Origin of the sequence: Ehrlichia chaffeensis str. Arkansas, from assembly GCF_000013145.1 — a bacterium.
Taxonomy (GTDB): domain Bacteria; phylum Pseudomonadota; class Alphaproteobacteria; order Rickettsiales; family Anaplasmataceae; genus Ehrlichia; species Ehrlichia chaffeensis.
The window spans coordinates 924,061-949,608 of the sequence record NC_007799.1; the positions used below are offsets into that span (position 1 = coordinate 924,061).

The window sequence follows — 25,548 nt, forward strand, 5'->3', positions numbered from 1 at the left end:
TAAAACTACACATGTAACATTAAGAGAACCATAAAGATAAATTTATACTGTAACTGCTGTTAGATATACCCAAATATACAATTTGTAAGAAATGACACTAATTATCAACATCTCACTATTGAAGGATAATACAGTACATATTTAGAATATTTTTAAAAGAAATTTACAAGTAGGGCTGGTAGGACTTGAACCTACGGCCATATCGTTATGAGCGATCCGCTCCAACCAACTGAGCTACAGCCCCATAATTATTAAATACAGACAATGTATCTTGTATCATATACAACAGTAATTTACAATAAAAAATTAACGCTGTAACACTTTAAAACTATTACTAAAAATATTATTAAGCAATCCTAACATACTTAACTGTTATACCATCAAGAATAAAACAATTTAAATATACCTTATCAGACTATACACTATTTATACCTACACAAACATAGTAAACTAAGTAAATTTACTAATTGTAGTTTTATAATATATCCACAACACTTTCCACATTAAATACTTATAAACTTAACTTACAAAGCCACCTACTATTATAAACAGCAATTCAAGTTTTAATCAGATTTCAATATTCTCAATTATAATAGCTATTTCTATACTAAACATAATTATAGTTTGTTGAACGAAAAATTACTATGTCGAAACTATATGGATTTATATTATACCAATTACTTTAATTTATAAAACTATCCAATACTGCACAAACAATAGCCCACAAACCTACTAACAGCACTTGTTAAAACGCATATTTTAACTATAACAATAAATTAGATAAATAGGTCATTACACTTATAATAGCCATTTTCTATACTAAACAATAATTATAATTTGTTGAACGAAAAACCACTATGTTGGGCCAATATGGATTTATATTACACCAATTACTTTAACTTACAAAATTATCCAATACTGCACTAAACAACAACACACAAACCTATTAATAGCAGGTCATTACATTGAATATTTCACATCGTATAGACCACAAAAATATATGTTGTTGCCTCAAATTCTCAACTCTATCATTGTATGATATCACTACTTATCATTTAACTTATAAGTTACTTATTACAATACTAAAACGACAATCAAAATCAATATTCATAAGCAAAATATACATGCACTCTAATGTTGCACTGCATCTAAATCATCAATTTCAACCATATCCTGCGTTACAATGTGATCTTGCTTTACAATATCAACAATCTGCCGCGTTAAGGCTGCACTAATTACTTCATCAACATTAGATACAAAAACTAGTTCTAATCCTTCCTTAATATTATCTGGAATCTCTACAATATCTTTTTCATTTCTAGATGGTAATATAACAGTTTTGATACCACTTCTTAATGCAGCTAATAACTTTTCACGTAAACCACCAATAGGAAGAACTCTTCCCCTTAAAGTTACTTCACCAGTCATAGCAACAGTATTCTTTACTGGAATATTAGTCATCAATGATACAATAGAAGTACACATAGCTATCCCTGCTGATGGACCATCTTTAGGAACAGCACCCTCAGGAACATGAACATGTATATCATTTTCTAAAAACTTCTTAGGATTTATTCCAAAATTTAAGCATCTAGAACGTACATAACTATATGCAGCTTTGACAGATTCCTGCATTATTTCACCTAACTTACCAGTATATTTTACTTCACCTTTACCAGACATTAACACCGATTCTATTGTTAATATATCCCCTCCTGAATCAGTATAGGCTAACCCTGTAACCATACCTACTAGATCTTCTTCTTCTATTACACCGAAAGAAAATTTTCGCACACCTGCATACTTTTCGATATTATCCATATCTACACAGATACTTTTTACTTCCTTATTAACTAATATTTCCTTTACTGCTTTCCTCATAAGGCTAGCAATCTCTCTCTTAAAACTTCGTACACCACTTTCTCTAGTATACATCCTTATAAGATGATATATTGCATTATCAGAAATGCTCCATTCTTTTTCCTGTAACCCATGATCTTTATATAACTTTGGTATTAGATGCGTTTTAGCAATTTCTAACTTCTCATTCTCCGTATATCCAGATATATTGATTATCTCCATACGGTCAATTAACGGCTTACTTAAGTTTAAAGTATTTGCTGTCGCAATAAACATAACATTCGAAAGATCAAACTCTACCTCTATGTAGTGATCAACAAAATGCTTATTATGCTCAGGATCTAATACCTCAAGCAATGCAGCTGTAGGATCTCCTCGGAAATCAGAACCTATTTTATCTATTTCATCTAAAAGGAATAAGGGATTACATGTTTTTGCTTTCTTCATTTCTTTAATAATCTTACCTGGCATCGCCCCTACGTAAGTTCTACGATGTCCCCTTATTTCTGATTCATCATGTATTCCCCCTAAAGACATATGTATAAAATTTCTACCCGTTGCCTCAGCAATTGACCTAGCAAGCGATGTTTTACCCACACCAGGAGGTCCAACTAAACATAATATAGGGCCTTTAGGCTTTTTAAGACGCTTTAAAACAGCTAAAAATTCCAAAATTCTTTCTTTTATTTTATCCATTCCATAATGATTATTATCTAAAATTTTTATGGAATTACTCATGTTAATTTTTGAATTTGAATATTTACCCCATGGCAAATCAAGAACCCAATGAAGATAGCTAGATATTATATTAGCTTCAGGAGACATAAAATTCATCTTTTTATATCTCTTTAAATCGGTCATAAGACGTTCTTTAGCTTCATCAGATAGTGGTGTAGAATTTATTCTCTTCTCAAATTCGCTAGCAGAGTCTATGTCTACGCTAGAACTATCACTTTCCTCTAGTTCTTTTTGTATAGCTTTTAACTGCTCATTTAAATAATACACTTTTTGAGTCGTTTCAAACTGAGATTTAACACGGTTACGGATTTTCTTTTGAACATTTAATACACTAATTTCTAGCTTTAAGAAGTCATATATTTTCTCTAATCTTTTAGTCACATTGAAAGTTTCAAGAACTATCTGTTTATCTGAAATCTTTATACTTAGATGTGAAGCTATAATATCTGCTAAGTGACTTAATTCTTTCATATCATAAATTGATGCTGCAGCTTCTGCTTGTATTTTTTTGCTCAATTTATTCCAATTATCAAATTCACTTAATACTGATCTTTTTAATGCCTCAAGTTTATCATCAATTACTAAATCTGTATCCTCACGTACAACAGATACATATGCTTTAAAAAACAGATTATCTTCAATAATTTCTAGCGCTTTAGCTCTACTTTCTCCTTTGATTAAAATTTTGACAGCACCATCAGGAAGCCTTAACAATTGAACAACCTCTGCTACTATTCCTACTTTATATAAATCATCAGCAGTAGGATTATCAACAGACCCATCAATTTGAGTTAATAATAAAATTTTACAATTATTATGCTGAGCAGCATACTCTAAAGCATTAATAGATCTTTCTCTTCCAACAAATAACGGTATTACTACTTGAGGAAATACTATAGTATCACGTAGCGTGAGTACTGGTAGTAAAGTTTTATTTTTCATATAATACCTTTAATGTTTTAAAAATAAGTGCGAGCTTACCATCAACTCTTCAACCATCTCCTTACTAATTACTACTTGATTCACATCAGAACTTCCAGGGCTTTCAAACATTAAATCAAGTAATAATGCTTCTAAAATAGCCCTTAAACCTCTAGCACCAGTTTTCCTGACAGCAGCCTTTTTTGCAATTACTGATAATGCACTATCATCAAACTGAAGATTAATATTATCCATTTCAAAAAGTTTCTTGTATTGTTTAACCAAAGAATTTTTTGGTTCAACTAAAATACGACATAAAGTACTCTCATCAAGCTCACCTAAAGATGTAATAACAGGAATTCTACCAACAAACTCCGGAATTAAACCAAACTTCACTAAATCTTCTGGCTCAGTGTAACAAAAAATATCTTTATTCTTTGATACTTTTTGTACATTCGCTTCAAACCCCATACTACTACCTCTATGACGAGATTCTATAATTTTATCTAAACCATCAAACGCACCACCAAATATAAATAAAATATTATCAGTATTTATTTGTATAAACTCTTGATGTGGATGCTTCCTACCACCTTGAGGTGGGACAGAAGAAACTGTGCCTTCAATAACTTTCAATAAAGCTTGTTGAACACCTTCGCCAGATACATCACGAGTAATAGAAGTATTTTCAGACTTTCTAGAAATTTTATCTACTTCATCAATATAAATTATGCCACGTTGTGCTGCATCAACATTAAAATTAGCTGCCTGCAATAATTTTAACAATATATTCTCTACATCCTCTCCAACATACCCTGCTTCCGTTAAAGTAGTAGCATCAGCCATCGCAAAAGGAACTTGTAAAACTCTAGCTAAAGTACGAGCTAATAATGTTTTTCCAGAACCAGTAGGTCCAATCAACAAAACATTTGACTTAGAAATCTCAACTTCACTAATAACACTTAAATTCGATAAACGTTTATAATGATTATACACAGCAACTGATAAAACTTTTTTTGAGTGCTCTTGCCCTATAACATACTCATCAAGAACTTTCTTTATTTCCTTTGGTTTTAACTTAAGAGTATCCGTCTTTTTATAAGATCTACTTTCTTCTTGTAATATACCACTACATAAATCAATACACTCATTACAAATAAAAACTGATGGCCCAGCAATTAACTTACGTACTTCACTATGAATCTTTCCGCAGAAAGAACAGCTACAAGAATTTTTTTCATTATCTGCCATATCTCTCCAATTTTAATTACTCTACCCCAATATCGAGACGCTTCTCAATAACTTTATCAATAATACCAAAATCTTTAGCTTTCTCAGCTCTCATAAAATTATCGCGTTCCATATTTGCAACAACTTCTGATAAATCTCTTCCTGTATGCTTTACATAAATATCATTAAGCCTACCCTTAATATCCAAGATCTCTTTAGCATGTATTTCTATATCAGTTGCTTGTCCTTGGAAACCACCTGAAGGTTGATGGATCATGATCCTAGAATTAGGAAGTGCATAACGCATTCCTGGTTCTCCAGCAGCCAATAACAAAGATCCCATAGAAGCAGCTTGCCCTAAACATAATGTAGAAACCTTAGGTTTTATATACTGCATAGTGTCATATATTGATAACCCAGCTGTAACAACACCACCTGGAGAATTAATATACATACATATTTCTTTTTCTGGATTTTCAGATTCTAAAAATATAAGCTGCGCAACTATTAGACTTGCCATTTGATCTTCTATCGGTCCAGTTATGAAGATTATCCTTTCCTTTAACAATCGTGAATATATATCATATGCACGCTCGCCTCTACTAGTCTGTTCAACTACCATGGGGACTAAAGTCATAGCCATCTCCTTTTCTTTACAATCACTATAAATGCTGTCTTAAACTAATCCATTTAATATAATTTTACAACTATATATTCTCAAACATAAGGCTTATATCTTTAGCTGTCATAACCTTCTTGTCCTTTTTGGCCAGCCCTATTATATAGTTAATGACCTTTTCTTCAAGTACTTTCCCACTAATATAATTAGCAAAATTTTTATTAGATTGCAGCATTTTCAACACATTACCAATATCTACTCCATAATCAGCATAATTGCTCTGTATGAAGCTAAAAACATCTTCATTTTTAATAGTAATATTATTATGACGAGACATCTTTATCAGTAACATACCAAGCTTAACTCGCTTTATTGCTTCCTTCTCTACATCAATTTGTATATCTTCTCCAGAATCACGTATTTCCTTGTTTATTTTTGCAATTTCTTGAGTAACAACACACTCTGGTACATCTATAACATAGTTAGCATCCATATAATCAAATAATTCTTTCTTCACTATAGTGAAAACCATTTGATCAAATTGTTGCTTTATTCTTTTCCTAGCAAAATCTTCCATATGACCTACATCTTTAAAGCCATAATCTTTTGCTATAGCTTCACTATCTCGCATACCTTTCATAACATATACACTTTTAACAGTAACTGACATATCTGTAGTTTTTCCAGCAAGATGTACCATACCATAATCGTTAGGGAAAGTTAGAGGAAAAGTTTTAGATTCCCCAACTTTCATACCTATCAACTGATCTTCAAATTCTCTTAAAGCTACACCTTTACCTAACACCAACACAAAGTCCTTGGCAGAACCGCCTCTCAAGATTTTACCTTTTATTTTATTTTGATAATCAATAACTAATTTATCACTGCCTTGAATTACATATTCCGGATCATCCACTATAACAAAATCAGGTCTTTGTTTTTTTAAATTTTCTATAAATTCATTGACATCACACTCTTGTATATCAACTTCTATATCGCTTAAAACTATATTATCAATATCCATTAATGGAGCTTCAGGCATAACCTCAAAACTCAGTTTATAGACTAAATCTTCTTCTTTATCATTATCAGAGTAATAGCTAGGATAAGAAACAATATCAATATTCGATGATATTATCTCTCCAAATTTACTATTTTTAACAAAATCAGAAGACGTACTTTCAATAGTCTTCTTCACTACACTAGTCATAGCTTCATTTAAATATTCTTTCCTTACTAAATCAATTGAAGCCTTTCCTACTCTAAAGCCAGGTACCTTTACATTCATAGCAATCTCTGACAACTTAGAATCTAACTGGTCTAAAAAATACTTTTTATCAACAGCAAATTCATATTCCCACTTCAATTTATCATTTGAAACTTCTCTAACTACATAACTATTCAGCATATTACAATACCCTTACTGATATATAAAGTGCGGATAGAGGGACTTGAACCCCCACAAGTTTCCTTACTAGGACCTAAACCTAGCACGTCTACCAATTCCGCCATATCCGCACAAAAATCATCGCTACAATATTAACAAACTATCAAGCACCAAATTATAGACACTTATCAGATAATTCTCAAGATTTTATAATCAAGTAGTAGACTTTACAATACGAGATAATTTTATTATACCAGCCCTATTATAACGATCACTTAACTACATTATAAAACATTCACAACTTTCAATAAGTGATCCCGGTGTGATTCGAACACACGACATACTGATTAAGAGTCAATCGCTCTACCAACTGAGCTACGGGATCTTATAATTTACCACCCTTAAGTAATTAGACTAAACTTTGATAACACTTTTGTCAAATTCAAACACGTAACCTTTTACTTTATTATTTGATTAACATTGTATTAACATAAAATACCTATTTTTCATTAAACTAATTTAATATTTTTTTCAATACGGTAATCTTGACTATTAACACTATAAATTATACAATAAGTGGATGCTAGATTAGCATAATTACGGAGTTTTCATGCTGCAAGGTTACATCACATGAGATTATTACAAATTCTTTTTCTTATGATATTAATGTGCACTATATCTAGTTGTGGTACTTTTTCAAAAAGAGAGCGCAGAATTAAGAGCCCATGCATCAATTCAGTAGACAGTAGTTCAGATTGTTATAAGTACCGTGTAAACGATCATTGGTTAAAACATCAGTAATTAGCATATTAATACTTCTTGTATAAGAAGTTAGGCTTATTTTAATAGTTTAAGTATTTTTATTTTTTTCATGTAGAGGTAGTATGCAATTATATACAATAGTAGCTACATGGTTTGGATGTGGAAATATAACTAGAGCTCCAGGAACTATTGCTAGTTTTGCTACAATGCTACTTTCTCCTGCTATTATATTAAATAATTTATTTGGCATATTAATTATCGTATTAACAGGCATCATGGGTTTATTTGCAATTCCAAAATATTTACTGGACCACCCTAATATAGTTGACCCTAAAGAGATTGTTATAGACGAAGTCATCGGGCAATTAATAGCATTTTCTATCCCTATAGTCTTCTTCAGATATTATCAATACGTACCTCAGACATTTAACACTTTGTATTTATTATTTTATATTAAAATACTCATTACAAGTTTTATATTATTCAGGATATTCGATATAACAAAAATATGGCCAATAAATATTCTTGAAAGAATATCTGGCACTACCGGCATAATACTAGATGACGTACTTGCAGGTATTATGTCCTCTATATGCACTATATTTATTATTGCTAAAATAGGTACTTAGAGTGGAAAATGAACATATTTCTTCCTTGGTAACAAGTAACTTAAAAGATTACATGATACATACAATGCAAACATCAAGTCTAGAGATTCATTACTTTCAAAACATTACGTTAACCATCAATAACAGTAAGAGTTCCTTACTTAACTTTGCTTTTCACGATAGTACAACAAATGAATGTAATGAAGAGGCTGTAAAAGAAGTTATACAATTTTTAAAAAAGAGAAACATAGACGCAACATGGCCAGTAGACTCTCACATGAAAAAATTAAAAATGACTCTTGAAAAACTAGGCTTAATAAGCGTCAGTCTTCCTAAAAAAGCTCTTGCAAACATAGAAAATTACATTATGCCGCCCACAAAAGGCCCAAACATTACGCTAGATATTGTAAATAATAAAGAAAAGTTATTAGAACTAGATGACATTGCCTTAAGAGTATTTTATAGTCAAAAAAATGAAGTGGCAACTTTCTTAAGAGGGTTAGCTAACCATCATGATATCAATAATTCTAAATTAAAGTTTTTCTTAACAAAGTGTGATAACATTAAAGTAGGTATATGTGGAATGTATGTACAAGATAAAGTTGTGGGATTTTATAGTGATGGTGTACTTCCCGAATATCGTAATAAAGGGATAGCAAGCCAAATGGTATTAGAAAGAATAAAAATAGCAAAAAACCAATACAATTGTTCTTATGCAGTAGCTCAATGTATGAAACCTTCTGTAAATCTATATAAAAGATTAGGATTCAAAATGCTTGGTAGTTTGTCTTTATACACATCTTTGGTGTAGGAATTTACTAGAATTATAACAGATTAAGAAGATACATTATTATGTTTACTTACATTACCATTTTTTTGTTAATATTTGTTTTAGGTTTATTAATCAATGCTTATTATCGTGCTAACATCAACATTTGTGCTCTAAAACATAATAATAATCTTATTAACAGTTTATTATCAACTTTAGGAGATGGGTTCTACCTTTGGGATGAAAAACGGCGTATAGAAAAATTTTCTCCGAACCTACAAATTTTACTTAACACTGTATTCTATTCTTTTGACGAATTTGCTGACTTTTTTGAAGAATCAAAAGAACTACAAAAAAAGTTTACTGAAGCTAAAAAAGTTAACAAATCTTTTACTATAGACTTAAAAGGACAAGATACAGAAATTTATTGTTCTTGTTATGGGCAAAGTATAGTCGACACTAATGGACAAATCATAGGAGTCTTGCTGTGGGTACAAAATATAACAAACTATAAATTATCAATAACAAGCTTAGAATATGAAAATACAAAATTAAAAGAGAACCTACTAAACTACACTGACATATTAAACAACTTACCATATCCACTATGGAAAAGAGGGAAAGATTCCAAAATTAAGACTAAGAATCTATTTTATTCTGAACTTGTACAACACAACTTAAACATAGACACAGCCCACAATACACGACTTATCAATAAAAAGAACAACAAAATTAGTCAAAAAATACAATACGCTATCATCAATAATGAAAGAAAGCTATACAACATGGTAGAAATCCCAATTAAAAACTCAAATGAATTTATTGGATATGGAGAAGATATCACACGACTTAATTATTTTGCTCAAGAACTAAAAAATTATACTACCCTACAAAAAAACTTATTAAACAACCTTCCAAATGCCGTGGCAATATACAATAGAGATGGATCAATTATATTTTACAACAGAATTTTCACAAAATTTTGGCAGTTAAATTCTTCATGGCTAGATACTCATCCAAACTACTCAAGTATTTTGCAAAAAATATACGAAGATAGTAACCTCTTAGACAAAGAAAAATTTGACTTAATAAACCAACAACAATATGAAATATTTAAACAAATTACTGAACCATACCACGGAACTATGGTATTAAAAGACAATACTACTTTAAAAATTATAGTAATCCCAAACTTTAAACAAGAATTAACCTTTATATACAACAAATAATATTGCTTTATTTTGAAACCAACGCTTCCAATCCTTTATTTATTTTGACGCTCCTCATACCAAGACAACTGTATAGATTCAAGAATCTTTTCGTTACACCCATTATCATCGTCATCAAAACCTGGTAACCCTAAAATCATTAAACGCAACTCTGTAAATCTAGTATTGAATATATCATGTTCCGGGTAATGGTCCTCTAAAGATATAGCAATACTATCAACATTATTCCATTTCATATAAACACTCTACCTGAGATTATAACAATCATTGCATTATATACTACAAAAATATAAAGTAAACTACACTGCAATATACTAAAACACAAAATATATTTCGATAAAGGTAAAAATAGCAAGTAAGTAATATTTAAAAACATCTCGCATGATGAATTACACTGTATAGATTCATTAATTAGATTATTAAACCTCACAATAATACCCCACTTCAGCATTACATAATAACATACAACCTCGTGTTCTAACTAAACATAACAGAGCATTTAAGTAATATTTAAGGAATAACTTGCATGATGAATTATAACTATATAGATTCATTAATTAGATTATTAAACCTCACAATAATACCCCACTTCAGCATTATATAATAATATACAACTTCGTGTTCTAACTAAACATAATAGAGCATTTATTGTAAAATCACTCAAATCAAACGTTCATGCTTAATCTAAGAAAAATATCATCATATACATCCCAAATACCTAAAACAAACATACAAATAACAAAACAATAACCCTATAACAAACTGACACATCATTTCAGGTATACAAAATAAACAATCTAACTTTTCTTCATATGAACACTATACATAACTTTAGATAATTATAAACACACATCTCTATAAAACTATAGCTACTAATATTTATAGGTTTTCTTATCCTTTAACTATATTTATCACAATGGTTTCTCAATCAGCATTATTATAAAATTTACTACCCATATAGTGGGCTATAAGTGCTCTTACAAATACACCAACTATTGCTGTTATAGGAATTGACAATAATACCCCTGTAAATCCAATTTGTGATCCACATGTTATCATTCCAATAATTATCCATATAGGATGTATATCTACCCGTTTTCCTATTAATAATGGAGTAATAATATTCGACTCAACTAACTGTCCAACAATGAACATTGTCACTACCACTCCACACATCGTCCAATCATTAAACTGTAACATTGTTGTAATGGAACTCAATATTGCACATGAAATAGGTCCTATATATGGAATAAAAGTCATGATTCCCGATACAAAACCTATAATTAAAAAATACTTTAACTTCACCAAACTAAAACATATAATGTAGTATACAGCCATGATAAAACATACACTTAATTGGCCTCTAATATAAGCTGAAATTACTTGGTCTATTTTTTTTGTATATAATCTAGCAATACTTTGATATTTTACAGGAACTAGTGCATCAGCAGATTCAACAATCGATGGCCAGTTACATAATATATAAAATAATAATAGAGGAGTTATTAATATTATAGAAATTGTATAACTAATGCTTATACTAGAATTTATTGCACTAAACAATATACCATCTAAATTTTTTAGAAAATTTCCAAAAATACTTACAAGAGGTTTAATGTTTTCGTAATGCAACAAACTTTTTAAAGACGCTTGCGGCAACTTTATTGCATCCGATACTTCTTCATAATCAATCATATTATATTTCTGAAGGAGAGAAATGATACTGTCTTTATGAATCAATGGCACTTTTTCCATAAGAAACTTTATAAGTGATAACAACTGAGAATAAGCAAGGGGAATAAAACTGACCAAAAATGCTATAATTACACACAACGAAGATAGCAAAATTATAGCAACAGATAGTTGCCTTGATAGTTTAAATCTTTGTAACTTATCCACCAATGGATTAAGAAGATAAGCCATTATCATAGCAGTACAACACGGAGCAAGTACAGGTTTAATAACAAACATCACCAAAACAATTGCTAGTACAATAACACTACGTGTTACATACCTATTAATTAGCTTGCAAAATTGATCGCTCATTAGTCTATGCACATGCATTTTTAGGTATTATACTATTTTAGTATTTTTTGCATAGATATATTATCCACTTACTAGCCTGGGTTATTAAAAAACTCTACCACATTTAACAATTATTACTCTAACTCTTGCTCACTATACAAATATCGTAATAAGAAAAAAAAATGCTTTCTGACATTACTTTAGAGATGATTTTTGTGCGGATACAGCAAAATTGGTAGACGTGCTAGGTTTAAGTCCTAGTAAGGAAACTTCTAGGGGTTTAAGTCCATCTATCCACACTTTAAGTATCAGTAAGAGTATTGTAATATGCTGAATAGTTATATAGTTAAAGAAGTTTCAAATGATAAGTTGAAGTGGGAATCAGTTTAGTAAATACCACCAGATCAAAACCCAACTCGATGTATGAAGAACATTAGTAAAAATGGTGCCCACGGGGAGACTTGAACTCCCACGATCTTAATTGATCAACGGATTTTAAGTCCGCAACGTCTACCGATTCCGCCACGTGGGCCTACAGACTACCTAGAGTAGAACTCTATTACCAAATTAACTTCCATAGTTGCTGGATACGGTACTTCACAATACTTAGGTACCCTCAAATATCTTATAGATTTTTCTTGAGTATCGACTTCTAAGTAGTCAGGTACCTTTTGCTCTTGAGATTGCACTGCAAAAACAACTGCAGGTAAATTTTTTGCTTTTTCTTTTAGTGTAACTACATCACCTACTTTCACAACATAGCTAGATATATTTACTGTTTTACCGTTAACCAAAACATGTTTATGGGATATTAGCTGCCTTGCAGAAAAAATAGTTGGTACAAGCCCAGAATTATACAAAACACTCGATAACCTAGATTCCAATAATCCAACAAAATTATCACCAGTATCGCCTCTTTTCTTATAAGCTTTCAAGAAAATATTACGCATTTGCTTACTATTTATAGCATAATAAAACTTAAATTTCTTATGCGCTGCAAACTGCTTACCAAAGTCAGAAGGTTTCTTATAACCCATACCGCCATGCTGACCAGGAGGATAATTCCTTGTATTAAATGGATCCTTAGATCTACCCCAAAGATTTACACCTAACCTACGACTTGCTCTATATTTTCTCTGTATTACCATATACCCTTATTTATAAACAACTTAAAACAATACACGAGTACTAAAAATACTCTTAATATAACATGATGTAAACATATCAGTCTTGCAAATACAAAACTGCATAGATTTTAGTATCATAACTTTATCAATACATGTCAACGTATTTTTACGAATTCATAACTATACATTTATGACATAGTACTTACACAATTAATGTATTTATAATCCCTCTCACAATTTATACCACTTACCAGTTATTCAACTACCCTATATGTTAAATTTACTAGCATGGCAGCAGCAACAATATTACTATTATAATGAAAATAAATTCATACATGGTAATTGATAAATGCAACTAACATTATTTGATCTTGAAGATAGTTATTCATACCATTACCACGACTACATACTGTTAGAGCAAAACAGAACAACATACAATATGCTAATGAATCAAGAATGGAACTCCTTCATTCTATATGGAAAATCAGGATCAGGTAAAACCCATCTTGCACACATATGGCAAAAACTTAAAAATGCCATTTTTATTGACCAACATCTAATCAACACTAAAAAAGATATAGGAGACACAATATCAAATGGTAACGCCTTTATAATTGAAAATATAGATAACATAGATAATGAACTATCAATGTTACATCACTACAACTATATAAAAGAAAACAAAAAATTATTACTAATGACTTCTTCTATAGCTCCAACATTACTCAACTATCATACAAAAGATTTAAAATCCCGTATATTACATACTATGAGTGCCAAATTAGCTAACCCAGATGAAGAATTATTAAAAATTATGCTTATAAAACTATTTGCTGATAAACAAATACACATAGAACTAAAAGTTATAAACTATATTCTCAATAACACAGAACGTTCTTTTCAAAATTTGAGCAATATAGTAAAATGCATAGACAGAAACCTACCTTACTATAATAATGGCGTCACTATACCATTTGTAAAATCTATAATAGAAAAAAATGACTAAACATCAATATAAAGGTCGAGTATTAACTATAGCCGGTTCTGATTCAGGAGGTGGTGCTGGTATCCAAGCAGATATCAAAACTATATCAGCATTGGGATGTTATGCTGCAAGTTGTATTACATCAGTAACAGCACAGAATACAACTCAAGTTTACAGTGTATATAATATGCCACAACATATTATCCAGCAACAAATAGAAGTTGTTTTATCTGACATTAATATAGACACCATTAAAATTGGTATGTTACCTTCCTCTAAAGCAATAAAAGCAGTAGCACAATCCTTGCCAGATATCCCTATTATTGTAGATCCAGTAATGGTATCGGCATCAAATTTTAGATTAATGGACAGTAGTGCAATTTCTGACTTTATAGAATATATAATTCCAAAAACAACAATAATTACACCAAATATACCAGAAGCAGAAGCTTTAGCTCAAATTGAGATAAAAGATCAAAATGACATGACAAAAGCAAGTAAGATAATAAAATCACTTGGGACTAAACACGTTCTGATTAAAGGAGGACACATCAATCAAGAGATTATAAATAACATTTTACTAACAGAAGAAAATCAAATTATAAATTTCTCACATAAAAGAATATCTAAGAAGGAATTACATGGCACAGGTTGTACTCTATCGTCAGCCATTGCAAGTTTTATAGCACAGAAGATGTCAATACAAGAAAGTGTAAATCTAGCAATCCAATATATCCTCAATACCATAAAGATAGTACCACAAATAGGAAAAGGCAATAATCCTGTCTTCCATAACTACAATACAATCAGTAGTGACCTTTAATTTAAAAAAATCTATAACTTTTATATAGAGAAAATTTCATTTTTACACTGTCAGTTTATAGCTCTTAATTTAACGAAATAACTCAGGTCTTATCTGTCACATACACACTTTAAGATTAATAATACATACAAACAGTCCAACCATTAAACTATCAAGCAAAAAAATATATTGAAGATTCAGAAGTAGAATATTTTATTATGTTGTTAATATTACACACCTGTTTAAAAATGTTTTACGTGATAATATGTTGTAAATACTTTTAATAATCACATATACGCAAATCTATTACCGTTATCAGGAAATAAATAATACCCTTATTCTATCATTCAGTTAATTTTATTATGATAATATCTGTTTTATACAGCCTAGTAGATGTTCTTTTTTGTTTACTTAGTTCTTTACTAATATCCTCCACATACACACTTTAAGATTAATTAATGCATATAAACAGTCTAACCATTAAACTATAAAGCAAAAAAATATATTAAAGATTCAGAAGTAGAATATTTTATTATGTTGTTAATATTACACACCTGTTTAAAAAATGTTTTACGTGATAATATTTTGTTGCAAATACTTTTAATAATCACATATACGCAAATCTATTAGCGTTATCAGAAAATAAATAATACCCTTATTCTATCATTCAGTTAATTTTATTATGATAATATCTGATTGTTATACAGTTTTTGCAGATGTTCTTTTTTGTTTACTTAATTCTTTATTAATATCCTCACTCGTACCACATATAATTTGCTCACTCAGTTCACCACCAAGTCTACTTATTGCTTCCAAATCTCTACGACTAATTTTCTTCTTCTGACTCTGCTGTTCTTCCTGTTTTGGCTCTTCTATACCTCTCTCAGAATCTACTATAAAACCATATTGTCCGCTTACATGACTTCTCAAAAATTTTTCATCTCCACCTAACCTAGCTTTACATAGTAAACTTGTTTTAACAAAATTTACACCTGAATCCCTGATACCTAAACACAATAACCTAGCTGAATCACTGATAGCAGACATCCCCGCCATTACTGGTAAACATCTCATATTACGATTATGTATACCATTCGTGATGGCACTAGGGAATCTTATTATACCTTCGCACAAACTAGCAGAATGTCTGACAAAAGATGAACAACATGTTAAACTATTACTAACAATAGACAAGAAAAACATAAATAATGTAGCAGCATATGGTCTATACCTACCTGGTAAAACCCCAGAACTTGTATGTATTATTTTTTTATCTACTCTTTGAGCAATATATGCAGACACATTATCACAACATCGTGCTACACCTAACAATATTGCACCAAATGTTCTACCTGTACACCCAATTGCTAACCCAGCTAAATTAAAGGGTAACATAAGCAAAGAAAGTGGTAAGTTAGTCTTTTTATTCTCATATTTACAAACAGAAAATGAATAAGGATAAACTTCATGTTCACTACTCAACATGACATCTCTATTATTACGTTTCCCTACAGGATCAACACATTTACTTCCATCAAAAGCTACAACTAATACTTTATTTTCCTCTTCTTTAGATTCAAAATCCTCATAATTACTAAGCCCAGCAGTATTTATTGCATATAACATATGTCCTTGCACATTAAAAATTGGCATTTTGTCAGGCCCTGTTAACGGAGTAACTGGATATCTTTTTCCTTTATATATTAAATAATCTCCTTCAATCTTTAATCCTACATTATGACATTTACTTGGTATATATTTACATGTTTGACTTCTATGTAAAGCTGGTAGTAGCGCTCTGCACTTAACTTTTTGATTAACCCCAAACGTAGGAAATGCTCTAAGTATTGGTATAACACCAAAAAAACCATATACTGTACGTACACCATTAAATATCTTCAATGGAGTAGATGGTATAGCTCTAACACCACCCCTAATAGCCCTAAAAATATTACTAAACATATCTTATCAACACTAATATTACAAAAACACCTACTTAACTATATTATACAATAGTAAAAAAATTAATATCAAAAATATTTAATATAAAGAACATAAAGAAGATAAAAAACAATTGAAATATTATATAAAAACTAATAAAAAATATTTAGCTTACAACACACAGGGAAATTATCTATCAAAACCCTTATTCATCTAAATATAAAAAATGAACAGAATTAATATCCTAACAGTACACTATATAAAATTATAAATGTTAAAAACAACACAGTTAAAATCACAATTCCTTTAATAACAAGAAATACAGATGCTCTTAACACAACAGAATGTATATAATCTTCTAATATAACCTGTACACCTAGAACCGCATGATAAAATGCAGAGATAAAAAAGCATAATAAAATAATAAGATCAGTATTACTTATATTTGAAATAGACAAATGAAGTTCTGGAAAAGATTTAAGTATTATAGAAATAACACCAAGAACCTTAAATAAAAACCACAGAGAAAGAGGAATTAAAACAAAAGCCGTAACCCTTTGAATTAACCAATGATAAACTGAATGACTAACCATAATTTTATATCATTAACTTAAGAAAAAACTATAAAGTATAAAAGATGAGACTAGACATAAAAAAACAACTACCACTCCCGTAGTTCTCACCGCAGATTTACTCAAACCCAATCCTAAATCCCAGAAAATATGCCTTATACCATTCATATAATGGTAGCACAATACATTCAACCAAATAAAAGTTATTAACTTTAGAGAATATAATGAAACATAAGAATTACAAAAAAAACTACAAATTCTATATACTACTTGAGGACATAAAAAAGAAAGAATAAAACCCCATGATAGAACCAGCAGACCTAAAAATAGTATCATACCAGTAAACCTATGCATAATAGAAAGCTTATATACAACTTTGTATATTTGTAAATGCGGTGATAAAGGCCTAACTTTTGACATTATCAAATTTCATAAAAATAAAAGAAATTTATGCCTAATTACAGGATAAAGATTAACTACACCCTTAACCATTTAGACAAAACAATTAGACAAAATAGAAATAAAGACGGCGTAGCAGCTTATCAAAACATTACTAAAAAATAACATTAGATAAGAAAGCCTAAAAGGAGGTAATCCAGCCGCAGGTTCACCTACAGCTACCTTGTTACGACTTCACCCTAGTCACTAACCCAACCTTAAATGGCTGCTTCCTTGCGGTTAGCACACCAGCTTCGAGTTAAGCCAATTCCCATGGCGTGACGGGCAGTGTGTACAAGACCCGAGAACGTATTCACCGTGGCATGATGATCCACGATTACTAGCGATTCCGACTTCATGCTCTCGAGTTGCAGAGAACAATCCGAACTGAGACAACTTTTATGGATTAGCTAAACCTTGCGGTCTCGCGACCTATTGTAGTTGCCATTGTAGCACGTGTGTAGCCCACCTTATAAGGGCCGTGCTGACTTGACATCATCCCCACCTTCCTCCAGTTTATCACTGGCAGTTTCCTTAGAGTGCCCAGCATTACCTGTTGGTAACTAAGGATGAGGGTTGCGCTCGTTGCGGGACTTAACCCAACATCTCACGACACGAGCTGACGACAGCCATGCAGCACCTGTGTAAGGTCCAGCCGAACTGACTCCCCCTATTAGGAGGGATACGACCTTCATGTCAAAAAGTGGTAAGGTTTTTCGCGTTGCATCGAATTAAACCACATGCTCCACCGCTTGTGCGGGTCCCCGTCAATTCCTTTGAGTTTTAGTCTTGCGACCGTAGTCCCCAGGCGGAGTGCTTAACGCGTTAGCTACAATACAAAGATAAAATCCTCACATTTAGCACTCATCGTTTACAGCGTGGACTACCAGGGTATCTAATCCTGTTTGCTCCCCACGCTTTCGCACCTCAGTGTCAGTATCGAACCAGATAGCCGCTTTCGCCACTGGTGTTCCTCCTAATATCTACGAATTTCACCTCTACACTAGGAATTCCGCTATCCTCTTTCGACCTCTAGTCTAGCAGTATTAAAAGCCGCTCCAAAGTTAAGCCTTGGTATTTCACTTTTAACTTACTAGTCCACCTACGTGCCCTTTACGCCCAATAATTCCGAACAACGCTTGCCCCCTCCGTATTACCGCGGCTGCTGGCACAGAGTTTGCCGGGACTTCTTCTATAGGTACCGTCATTATCTTCCCTATTGAAAGAGTTTTACAACCCGAAGGCCTTCTTCACTCACGCGGCATAGCTGGATCAGGCTTTCGCCCATTGTCCAATATTCCCCACTGCTGCCTCCCGTAGGAGTCTGGACCGTATCTCAGTTCCAGTGTGGCTGATCGTCCTCTCAGACCAGCTATAGATCATAGCCTTGGTAAGCCATTACCTTACCAACTAGCTAATCTAACGTAGGCTCATCTAATAGCGATAAATCTTTCCCCCGCAGGGATTATACAGTATTACCCATCATTTCTAATGGCTATTCCATACTACTAGGTAGATTCCTACGCATTACTCACCCGTCTGCCACTAACAATTATTTATAACCAAAAGGTTATAAGCAATTGTCCGTTCGACTTGCATGTGTTAGGCTTGCCGCCAGCGTTCGTTCTGAGCCAGGATCAAACTCTCAAGTTTGACAAACCATAATTAATTATGGCTTGGACTCATGCAAACAAATAAATAAAATACGTCAATGCATGATATAAATAAATATAGCTATATGCACCGCCGCCTTTATTTCTATTCTATAAACTTAAACTATTCAAACAACTTCATCAATTATGACACTTAGCCATGGGTTGAATTATCAATTAATATATGATTAATGTCAATACATTTTTTAACATTAATTTTAAAATAAAAAATTAGGCAATTCTAATTTTCGCTCCATGTTTATTAAATAACTCAATTATTGCAAACAAATCATTTGTTTTTCTCGCATTTTTTATTTTAATAAAATTATTAGAAATCATACCCATGGTCAAAAATAACACTGTAATTTTAAAATCGTAACATGCGTCTACTGTACCACAATCAAAAATATTATTAGAATGACCATAAATAATTAAGCGATCTGCTTCTATTTCTATCATTACCCCACATTTCATCAATTGCTTAATAACCACTCTTAACCTTTTATCTGTAAGTGTTCTATTTAATACACCACTTAAAACTGTTATACCTTCAGCACATGCAGCTATCATCACTATAAATAAATATTCATCAATATCAAAATTTTCATTGAACAGCCACTCAATTCCTTGTAGAACACTCCCCTTAACCACAAGATCTACAACTTCTTCTCCCACTGCATTTTTTCTCTGATTTAGAAAGAAAAGATTTCCCCCCATTTTCACTAAAATTTTATAAAAATTTTTCATTTTATCATTGAACAAAACATCCAATATAGTGATTTCTGACCCCTTTAAAATCAATGCTACAGTTATAAAAGATAACATACAAAAAAAATCGTTAGGAATACATACATTCTTGGAGTATAACTCACGTTGACCAGATATACTGATTACCGAATTTTTATCCACCAAACATTCTATCGCAACATTAAAACGTTGTAACATATTTACAATGCTATCTTGAGCAGTAGTACCAACTATAGTTGTGGTACCATACGTATTTAAAGCAGCAAACATTATTGCCATCTTTACACTATCTTCCCTAGTCGTATATTTTATAGGTAACATGTCTATACAGCCAACTAAAGCAGCGGGTAATTTATTATTATTTGAAATAAATCTCGCACCCATTAAGAATAATGGCTTCATTACATTGCTAATATTTAAATTAACCTCTCCATGTAGAAAAGATGTAAAAGGACAATTAGATAAACTTCCTATTATCATATAAATAGATGGATCATTAAAACATAATATATCTTTTGAACAAAGGAAACCTCCTACACCCATTCCTTCTACAGTACAAATCTTACTATTTTTATTATATTTAATTTTAATACCAAGCGAATTTAAAGATTTAATAGTAAGTGCTATATCGCTGTTAAAGACAATATCATAAATTTTAGTGACACCTATTACCTGAGATGCTAAGATTAATGTTGCATGTGAAAGCAAACTATCTTTCAGCACGCTCACATGGCCAGATATACGATATATTCTCTCAGATATTATCACCATAAATATTACCCCTACTATCAGGATATAATTATCATAAAATTTCTAGATCTCTATATTCCAAACTATATATTAAAAAGATATAATAGCATTAGAGATATCATCAATAAATTATATTAAAAGTGTACAACACATCAGAAAATCTAAAATACATTATTAAATACAAAGTTATATCTTATACACTCACCCAATCATAAACACGAAAAGTACTACCAGCGATACATCTGAATACATATAATACATTTCTAAACATTACAATTACCAATTAATACAACAATTATTTAGGTAAAATATTTTGTGTTATCAAACATTTAAAAAGAAATACGCTATCTATTTTTAAATACAACTCACCATAAATTAAAGCAACATTAAACTAAAATGCTATTAATCTCAATATCCTTTACCCAATTTAACTTAAAAATTTGTGCAAAAATTAAAGGAGTAACTAAAAAGCTATTTGGCAATTGAATTGTCACATGATCATTTGGAAGAACCAGATCAATTAATACAACAGTAGATCCCCTATTCTGCAACAAACTAGATAGCTCTTTTATTACAACACTATTCTTAGCATTAACATGTATAACCATAGTTTTTATAATAGAAGAAATTTTGTTTTCAAAACTATAGATATTTTTACCAAGTAATCGTACTGAGGCACTATAAAAAGTATTATCCATCTCAATAATTACAGATGCACCAGTAGTAAATAAGTCTTTATTATCTTCTATTATATTTCCATTATAAAAAACTATTTCATGAATGTTAAAAGGATCAGAAAGAGTTACAACTGCAAACTTATCCTTATTTGTAGAACGCACTTTAACATTAGAAATTATACCTACAATCACATTATTATAAGAAGATTTATCATCGTAGTGAATAAAACCTATATTCAATTTGTCTAAAAGATACTTATAGTTTTCCATGGGATGATGATTAAGATAAAAACCTATAGAGGAAAACTCATTATTCAGCTTTTCTTCTTTAGTCCAATCATCAGTTTCTGATAACTTATAATGATTTTTATCATTAAACAAACTAAATTGGTTAAAATTAGCATTATACTTATTATATTCAATAATATCTAAAAATAAAAATACTGATTCAAAAAGCTGCTTTCTATTGCTATGAATACTATCCAGAACCCCCGCTTTAATAATACTTTCCAGTATTCTCTTGTGCACACATTTAGTACTTACTCTGTCAATAAAATCCCATATGTCTTTATAAGCAACATCGTCTACTATCTCTTTTGCTGAATGCTGTCCTACATTCTTAAGAGCTCCAAGGGCATATCTAATAGACGATGCACCCTCAATAGTAAACAATACTTTAGAAGAGTTAATATCCGGAGGTAATATTTCAATACCATGCAACTTTGCTTGATGACACAACATTTCTAACTTATCCTTATCCATTATATCTAAATTCATCGAAGCAGTAAAAAATTCCAACGTATAATTAGCTTTCAAATAAGCTGTCTGATAACTGATCAAAGCATAAGCTGCAGCATGTGATTTATTAAACCCATATCCCGCAAATTTTGCTACTAAATCAAAAATATAGCTTGCCTTCTCTTCCTCTATTCCATTGCTAACAGCACCATTTATAAAAGTTCTGCGTTGATTATCCATCTCCTCCTTAATCTTTTTTCCCATAGCACGCCTTAACAAATCTGCTTCACCTAAACTATATCCAGCCATAATCTTGGCAATTTCCATTACTTGCTCTTGATAAATTATAACCCCAAAAGTTTCTCTAAGGACATCTTCTAAAATTGGATGTATATAATCTGGTTTTTCAAACCCATGCTTGCGTGCTATATATATAGAAATGTTATCCATAGGACCTGGCCTATACAGAGAAATCAATGCTATAATATCATTTATATTATCTGGCTTCAGCTTACTAATTACTTCCCTCATACCCGAACTTTCAAGCTGGAATACACCAACAGAATCACCTGCAGACAACATTTCATATGTTTTTCTATCATTTAAAGGAATACGTGATATATCAACACTGTGACCTCCCCTATTAACTAAATGACAAATTTGATTTATTACAGTTAAAGTCCGCAATCCCAAAAAATCAAATTTCACTAATCCTGCTTTCTCAGTATATTTCATATTATACTGTGTAATAGGAAGAGAAGACGTGCTATCATAATATAAAGGCAGTAATTCTTCCAATTCTCTATCACAAATTACAATACCTGCAGCATGTATCGAAACATGTCTATACAGCCCTTCAAGCTTTAATGATATTTCTAATAATTTAGCAACTGTTTCATCATCATCCTGCTCTTTCTGCAAATTTTTATCCATCTCTATTGCTTCAGATAAAGTAACAGGCTTAACTGGGTTGTGAGGAATCATTTTACAGATTCTATCCACCTGGAAATAAGGCATCTGCATAACTCTACCCACATCACGAAGCACAGCCTTAGCTTGTAATTTTCCAAAAGTTATAATGTGAGCAACGTAACCATATTTCTTTCTTACATACTCTATAACGTAATCTCTCTTTTCCTGACAAAAATCAATATCAAAATCTGGCATTGAAATACGGTCAGGATTTAAAAATCTTTCAAAAATTAAACCAAATTCTATAGGGTCAAGATCAGTAATTTGCAAAGACCAAGCAACAAGAGAACCAGCTCCAGATCCTCTACCAGGACCTACCATTATATCATTTCTTTTACTCCAACATATAAAATCCGATACTATCAAAAAATACCCAGCATAATCCATTGAGATAATAATATCTAATTCATAATGCAGTCTTTCATAGTACTTGGAAACTTGTTCTGTAGATAAACTTTTACTTTTTAAACGATTATCCAATCCATTAATAGCTTGACTTATTAATTCTTGACTCTCATTTTTACCACTTGAACAAGGAAAATGAGGTAACATAGGTTTCCTGGTTTCTGGCATAAAAGAACAACGCTGTGCTATTAACACAGTATTAGAAACTGCTTCAGGAATATCCTTAAACAACCTATACATCTCATCAGAAGACTTAAAATAATGCTCTTCTGTGAACATCTTTCGGCCTTCCTGTGCAATATAATTACCATCTGATATACAAGATAAAACATCATGCGCTAAAAAATCATTTTTCTTAGCAAACAACACATCATTCGTGGCAACCAATGGCAAATCTTTCTCATAAGCAAAATTAACAAGTGTTTTTTCTATGATTTTTTCCTCTTCCATTCCATGACGTTGAAGTTCAACATAAAGATTCCCATTAAAAGCAAGTAACAACTTATCTATAATGCCATAGTCAATAACATTACCTAACAAAAGTTGGGATAAAAATCCATCATGACCTCCTGTTAAAACAATAATACCATCTTTCAGATCAATAAGTTTTTCTAAATCTACTCTATTAACTTTGTTGGACTGGCTATCCTTAAATGAATTACTAACAAGATTAACGATATTATTATATCCTATTTGATCTTTTACTAATAATACCAGTTCTCCAATACTATCACCATTATAGCTCATCATTATGTTACAGCCTATAATAGGCTGTACACCTAAACTCGATGCATAATCAGAAAATTCCAAAGATCCAAATAAATTACCTGAATCTGTTAATGCTAATGCAGGCATATTATACTGCACACATAAGTTCACCAAAGAATCTATTTTTATCATTCCATGAAGTAAGGAATAATCACTATGAGACCTAAGATGAACAAATATTTGACTCATAATCACCAAATTTAATAAGCAACCTTTATAGTGTAAATAACACAAACATATTTTCGCGAGAGTTATAAATTTATGTAATCACCCTCAAAACTATTGTATGCTAAGCAATACTTAATTTACATTTAATAGACAGATATACAATAATAATTTGTAACAACAAATTAAAAAGCAAAATTGGTAATAAAAATGACTATAACCAAAGTGTTACAAAATTGTCGAACGCTTACTTTTAATAACTAGGAAATCAACAGCTTACTCTACATTAACAATACATAACTCCACTAAAATCAATAAAGTAGTATCCTCAACACCACCGTGTTTTTCATTAAGCAGTCCAAATTTAAAACGATTAAATATTTATCAAAAACAATAACTTAAGTTATTATACAAATGCAAACAACTATGAATTTAAGAATGAATGTTGGTGAGTTTGATAAACTATAGGTATTTTAGAGCTTTTTATTTTGTTTAAAAACATGGGATTTGTACAAATTATTTACACTTTAGAGTGCTATACCAATACACAAATTAAATGATCAGAAAAAACAATCATGTTACCTGCATTAAACACTTGATATATGATTAATAGTAACATCAATAATGCAGTATTTTTACACTATATCTTTCCCATCAAGCA

17 protein-coding genes, 4 tRNA genes and 1 rRNA gene are annotated in these 25,548 nt (G+C 31.1%); 5 read left to right on the plus strand and 17 right to left on the minus strand.

All coding sequences use genetic code 11. The annotated features are described in order from the left end of the window. Nucleotides 1-170: 170 nt before the first annotated feature. The 7 genes from ECH_RS03690 to ECH_RS03720 form a co-directional block, all read right to left on the minus strand. Nucleotides 171-244, minus strand: a tRNA-Ile gene (locus ECH_RS03690). 887 nt (nucleotides 245-1,131) lie between these two features. Next, complete coding sequence (lon, locus tag ECH_RS03695) at nucleotides 1,132-3,540, minus strand: endopeptidase La (RefSeq protein WP_011452884.1); 2,409 nt, start codon at nucleotides 3,538-3,540, stop codon at nucleotides 1,132-1,134. Between the two features lie 9 nt (nucleotides 3,541-3,549). Then, nucleotides 3,550-4,770, minus strand: a complete 1,221-nt coding sequence (clpX, locus tag ECH_RS03700; protein ID WP_011452885.1) for an ATP-dependent Clp protease ATP-binding subunit ClpX — start codon at nucleotides 4,768-4,770, stop codon at nucleotides 3,550-3,552. Nucleotides 4,771-4,786: 16 nt separating this feature from the next. Then, entirely contained in the window at nucleotides 4,787-5,386 is a 600-nt protein-coding gene (gene clpP / locus ECH_RS03705; protein ID WP_011452886.1) for an ATP-dependent Clp endopeptidase proteolytic subunit ClpP, read from the minus strand. Nucleotides 5,387-5,456: 70 nt separating this feature from the next. Then, entirely contained in the window at nucleotides 5,457-6,776 is a 1,320-nt protein-coding gene (gene tig, locus ECH_RS03710) for a trigger factor (RefSeq protein ID WP_011452887.1), read from the minus strand. A 28-nt stretch (nucleotides 6,777-6,804) separates the two neighbouring features. Then, a tRNA-Leu gene (locus ECH_RS03715) sits at nucleotides 6,805-6,886 on the minus strand. A gap of 181 nt (nucleotides 6,887-7,067) precedes the next feature. Next, nucleotides 7,068-7,140 (minus strand) — tRNA-Lys (locus tag ECH_RS03720). 499 nt (nucleotides 7,141-7,639) lie between these two features. Between ECH_RS03720 and ECH_RS03725 the strand changes: the two genes are divergently transcribed. The 3 genes from ECH_RS03725 to ECH_RS03735 all read left to right on the plus strand — a co-directional run bounded on the left by ECH_RS03725 (nucleotide 7,640) and on the right by ECH_RS03735 (nucleotide 10,123). Next, nucleotides 7,640-8,146, plus strand: coding sequence for a phosphatidylglycerophosphatase A family protein (locus ECH_RS03725; protein ID WP_011452888.1), 507 nt, complete (start codon nucleotides 7,640-7,642; stop codon nucleotides 8,144-8,146). Nucleotide 8,147: 1 nt separating this feature from the next. Then, the gene (locus ECH_RS03730) at nucleotides 8,148-8,936 is read left to right on the plus strand and encodes a GNAT family N-acetyltransferase (RefSeq protein WP_044147686.1); all 789 of its coding nucleotides are present in this window, start codon (nucleotides 8,148-8,150) and stop codon (nucleotides 8,934-8,936) included. 65 nt (nucleotides 8,937-9,001) lie between these two features. Beyond that, nucleotides 9,002-10,123: a hypothetical protein gene (locus ECH_RS03735; protein ID WP_226988395.1), complete on the plus strand. Its 1,122-nt coding sequence runs from the start codon at nucleotides 9,002-9,004 to the stop codon at nucleotides 10,121-10,123. 35 nt (nucleotides 10,124-10,158) lie between these two features. On the opposite strand, the gene iscX is transcribed toward ECH_RS03735, so the two are convergent. From iscX to rpsD, 4 genes are all read right to left on the minus strand, one after another. Continuing rightward, nucleotides 10,159-10,359, minus strand: coding sequence for a Fe-S cluster assembly protein IscX (gene iscX, locus ECH_RS03740; RefSeq protein ID WP_006011805.1), 201 nt, complete (start codon nucleotides 10,357-10,359; stop codon nucleotides 10,159-10,161). Between the two features lie 688 nt (nucleotides 10,360-11,047). Further along, nucleotides 11,048-12,169 (minus strand): AI-2E family transporter, encoded by a 1,122-nt coding sequence (locus ECH_RS03745; RefSeq protein WP_044148133.1) that lies wholly within the window; start codon nucleotides 12,167-12,169, stop codon nucleotides 11,048-11,050. 422 nt (nucleotides 12,170-12,591) lie between these two features. After that, nucleotides 12,592-12,680, minus strand: a tRNA-Leu gene (locus ECH_RS03750). Nucleotides 12,681-12,687: 7 nt separating this feature from the next. Continuing rightward, nucleotides 12,688-13,296, minus strand: coding sequence for a 30S ribosomal protein S4 (gene rpsD, locus ECH_RS03755; protein ID WP_006010739.1), 609 nt, complete (start codon nucleotides 13,294-13,296; stop codon nucleotides 12,688-12,690). 328 nt (nucleotides 13,297-13,624) lie between these two features. On the opposite strand from rpsD, the gene ECH_RS03760 reads away from it, so the two are divergent. Next, on the plus strand, nucleotides 13,625-14,281 hold the full coding sequence (locus ECH_RS03760; RefSeq protein WP_006010737.1) for a DnaA ATPase domain-containing protein: 657 nt from the start codon (nucleotides 13,625-13,627) through the stop codon (nucleotides 14,279-14,281). After that, on the plus strand, nucleotides 14,274-15,083 hold the full coding sequence (thiD, locus tag ECH_RS03765) for a bifunctional hydroxymethylpyrimidine kinase/phosphomethylpyrimidine kinase (protein WP_006010735.1): 810 nt from the start codon (nucleotides 14,274-14,276) through the stop codon (nucleotides 15,081-15,083). Before ECH_RS03760 ends, thiD begins: the two co-directional genes overlap by 8 nt. 678 nt (nucleotides 15,084-15,761) lie before the next feature. Here the strand turns inward: thiD and ECH_RS03770 are convergent. From ECH_RS03770 to dnaE, 6 genes are all read right to left on the minus strand, one after another. After that, nucleotides 15,762-17,024 (minus strand): hypothetical protein, encoded by a 1,263-nt coding sequence (locus tag ECH_RS03770; RefSeq protein WP_011452893.1) that lies wholly within the window; start codon nucleotides 17,022-17,024, stop codon nucleotides 15,762-15,764. A 215-nt stretch (nucleotides 17,025-17,239) separates the two neighbouring features. After that, nucleotides 17,240-17,596, minus strand: a complete 357-nt coding sequence (sdhD, locus tag ECH_RS03775; protein ID WP_006010742.1) for a succinate dehydrogenase, hydrophobic membrane anchor protein — start codon at nucleotides 17,594-17,596, stop codon at nucleotides 17,240-17,242. A gap of 12 nt (nucleotides 17,597-17,608) precedes the next feature. Then, nucleotides 17,609-17,995, minus strand: coding sequence for a succinate dehydrogenase, cytochrome b556 subunit (gene sdhC / locus ECH_RS03780; protein ID WP_006010731.1), 387 nt, complete (start codon nucleotides 17,993-17,995; stop codon nucleotides 17,609-17,611). Nucleotides 17,996-18,158: 163 nt separating this feature from the next. Beyond that, nucleotides 18,159-19,666, minus strand: a 16S ribosomal RNA gene (locus tag ECH_RS03785). A 230-nt stretch (nucleotides 19,667-19,896) separates the two neighbouring features. After that, nucleotides 19,897-21,183: a 3-phosphoshikimate 1-carboxyvinyltransferase gene (locus tag ECH_RS03790; RefSeq protein ID WP_011452894.1), complete on the minus strand. Its 1,287-nt coding sequence runs from the start codon at nucleotides 21,181-21,183 to the stop codon at nucleotides 19,897-19,899. A 365-nt stretch (nucleotides 21,184-21,548) separates the two neighbouring features. Continuing rightward, nucleotides 21,549-24,911, minus strand: a complete 3,363-nt coding sequence (dnaE, locus tag ECH_RS03795; RefSeq protein WP_011452896.1) for a DNA polymerase III subunit alpha — start codon at nucleotides 24,909-24,911, stop codon at nucleotides 21,549-21,551. Nucleotides 24,912-25,548 lie beyond the last annotated feature (637 nt).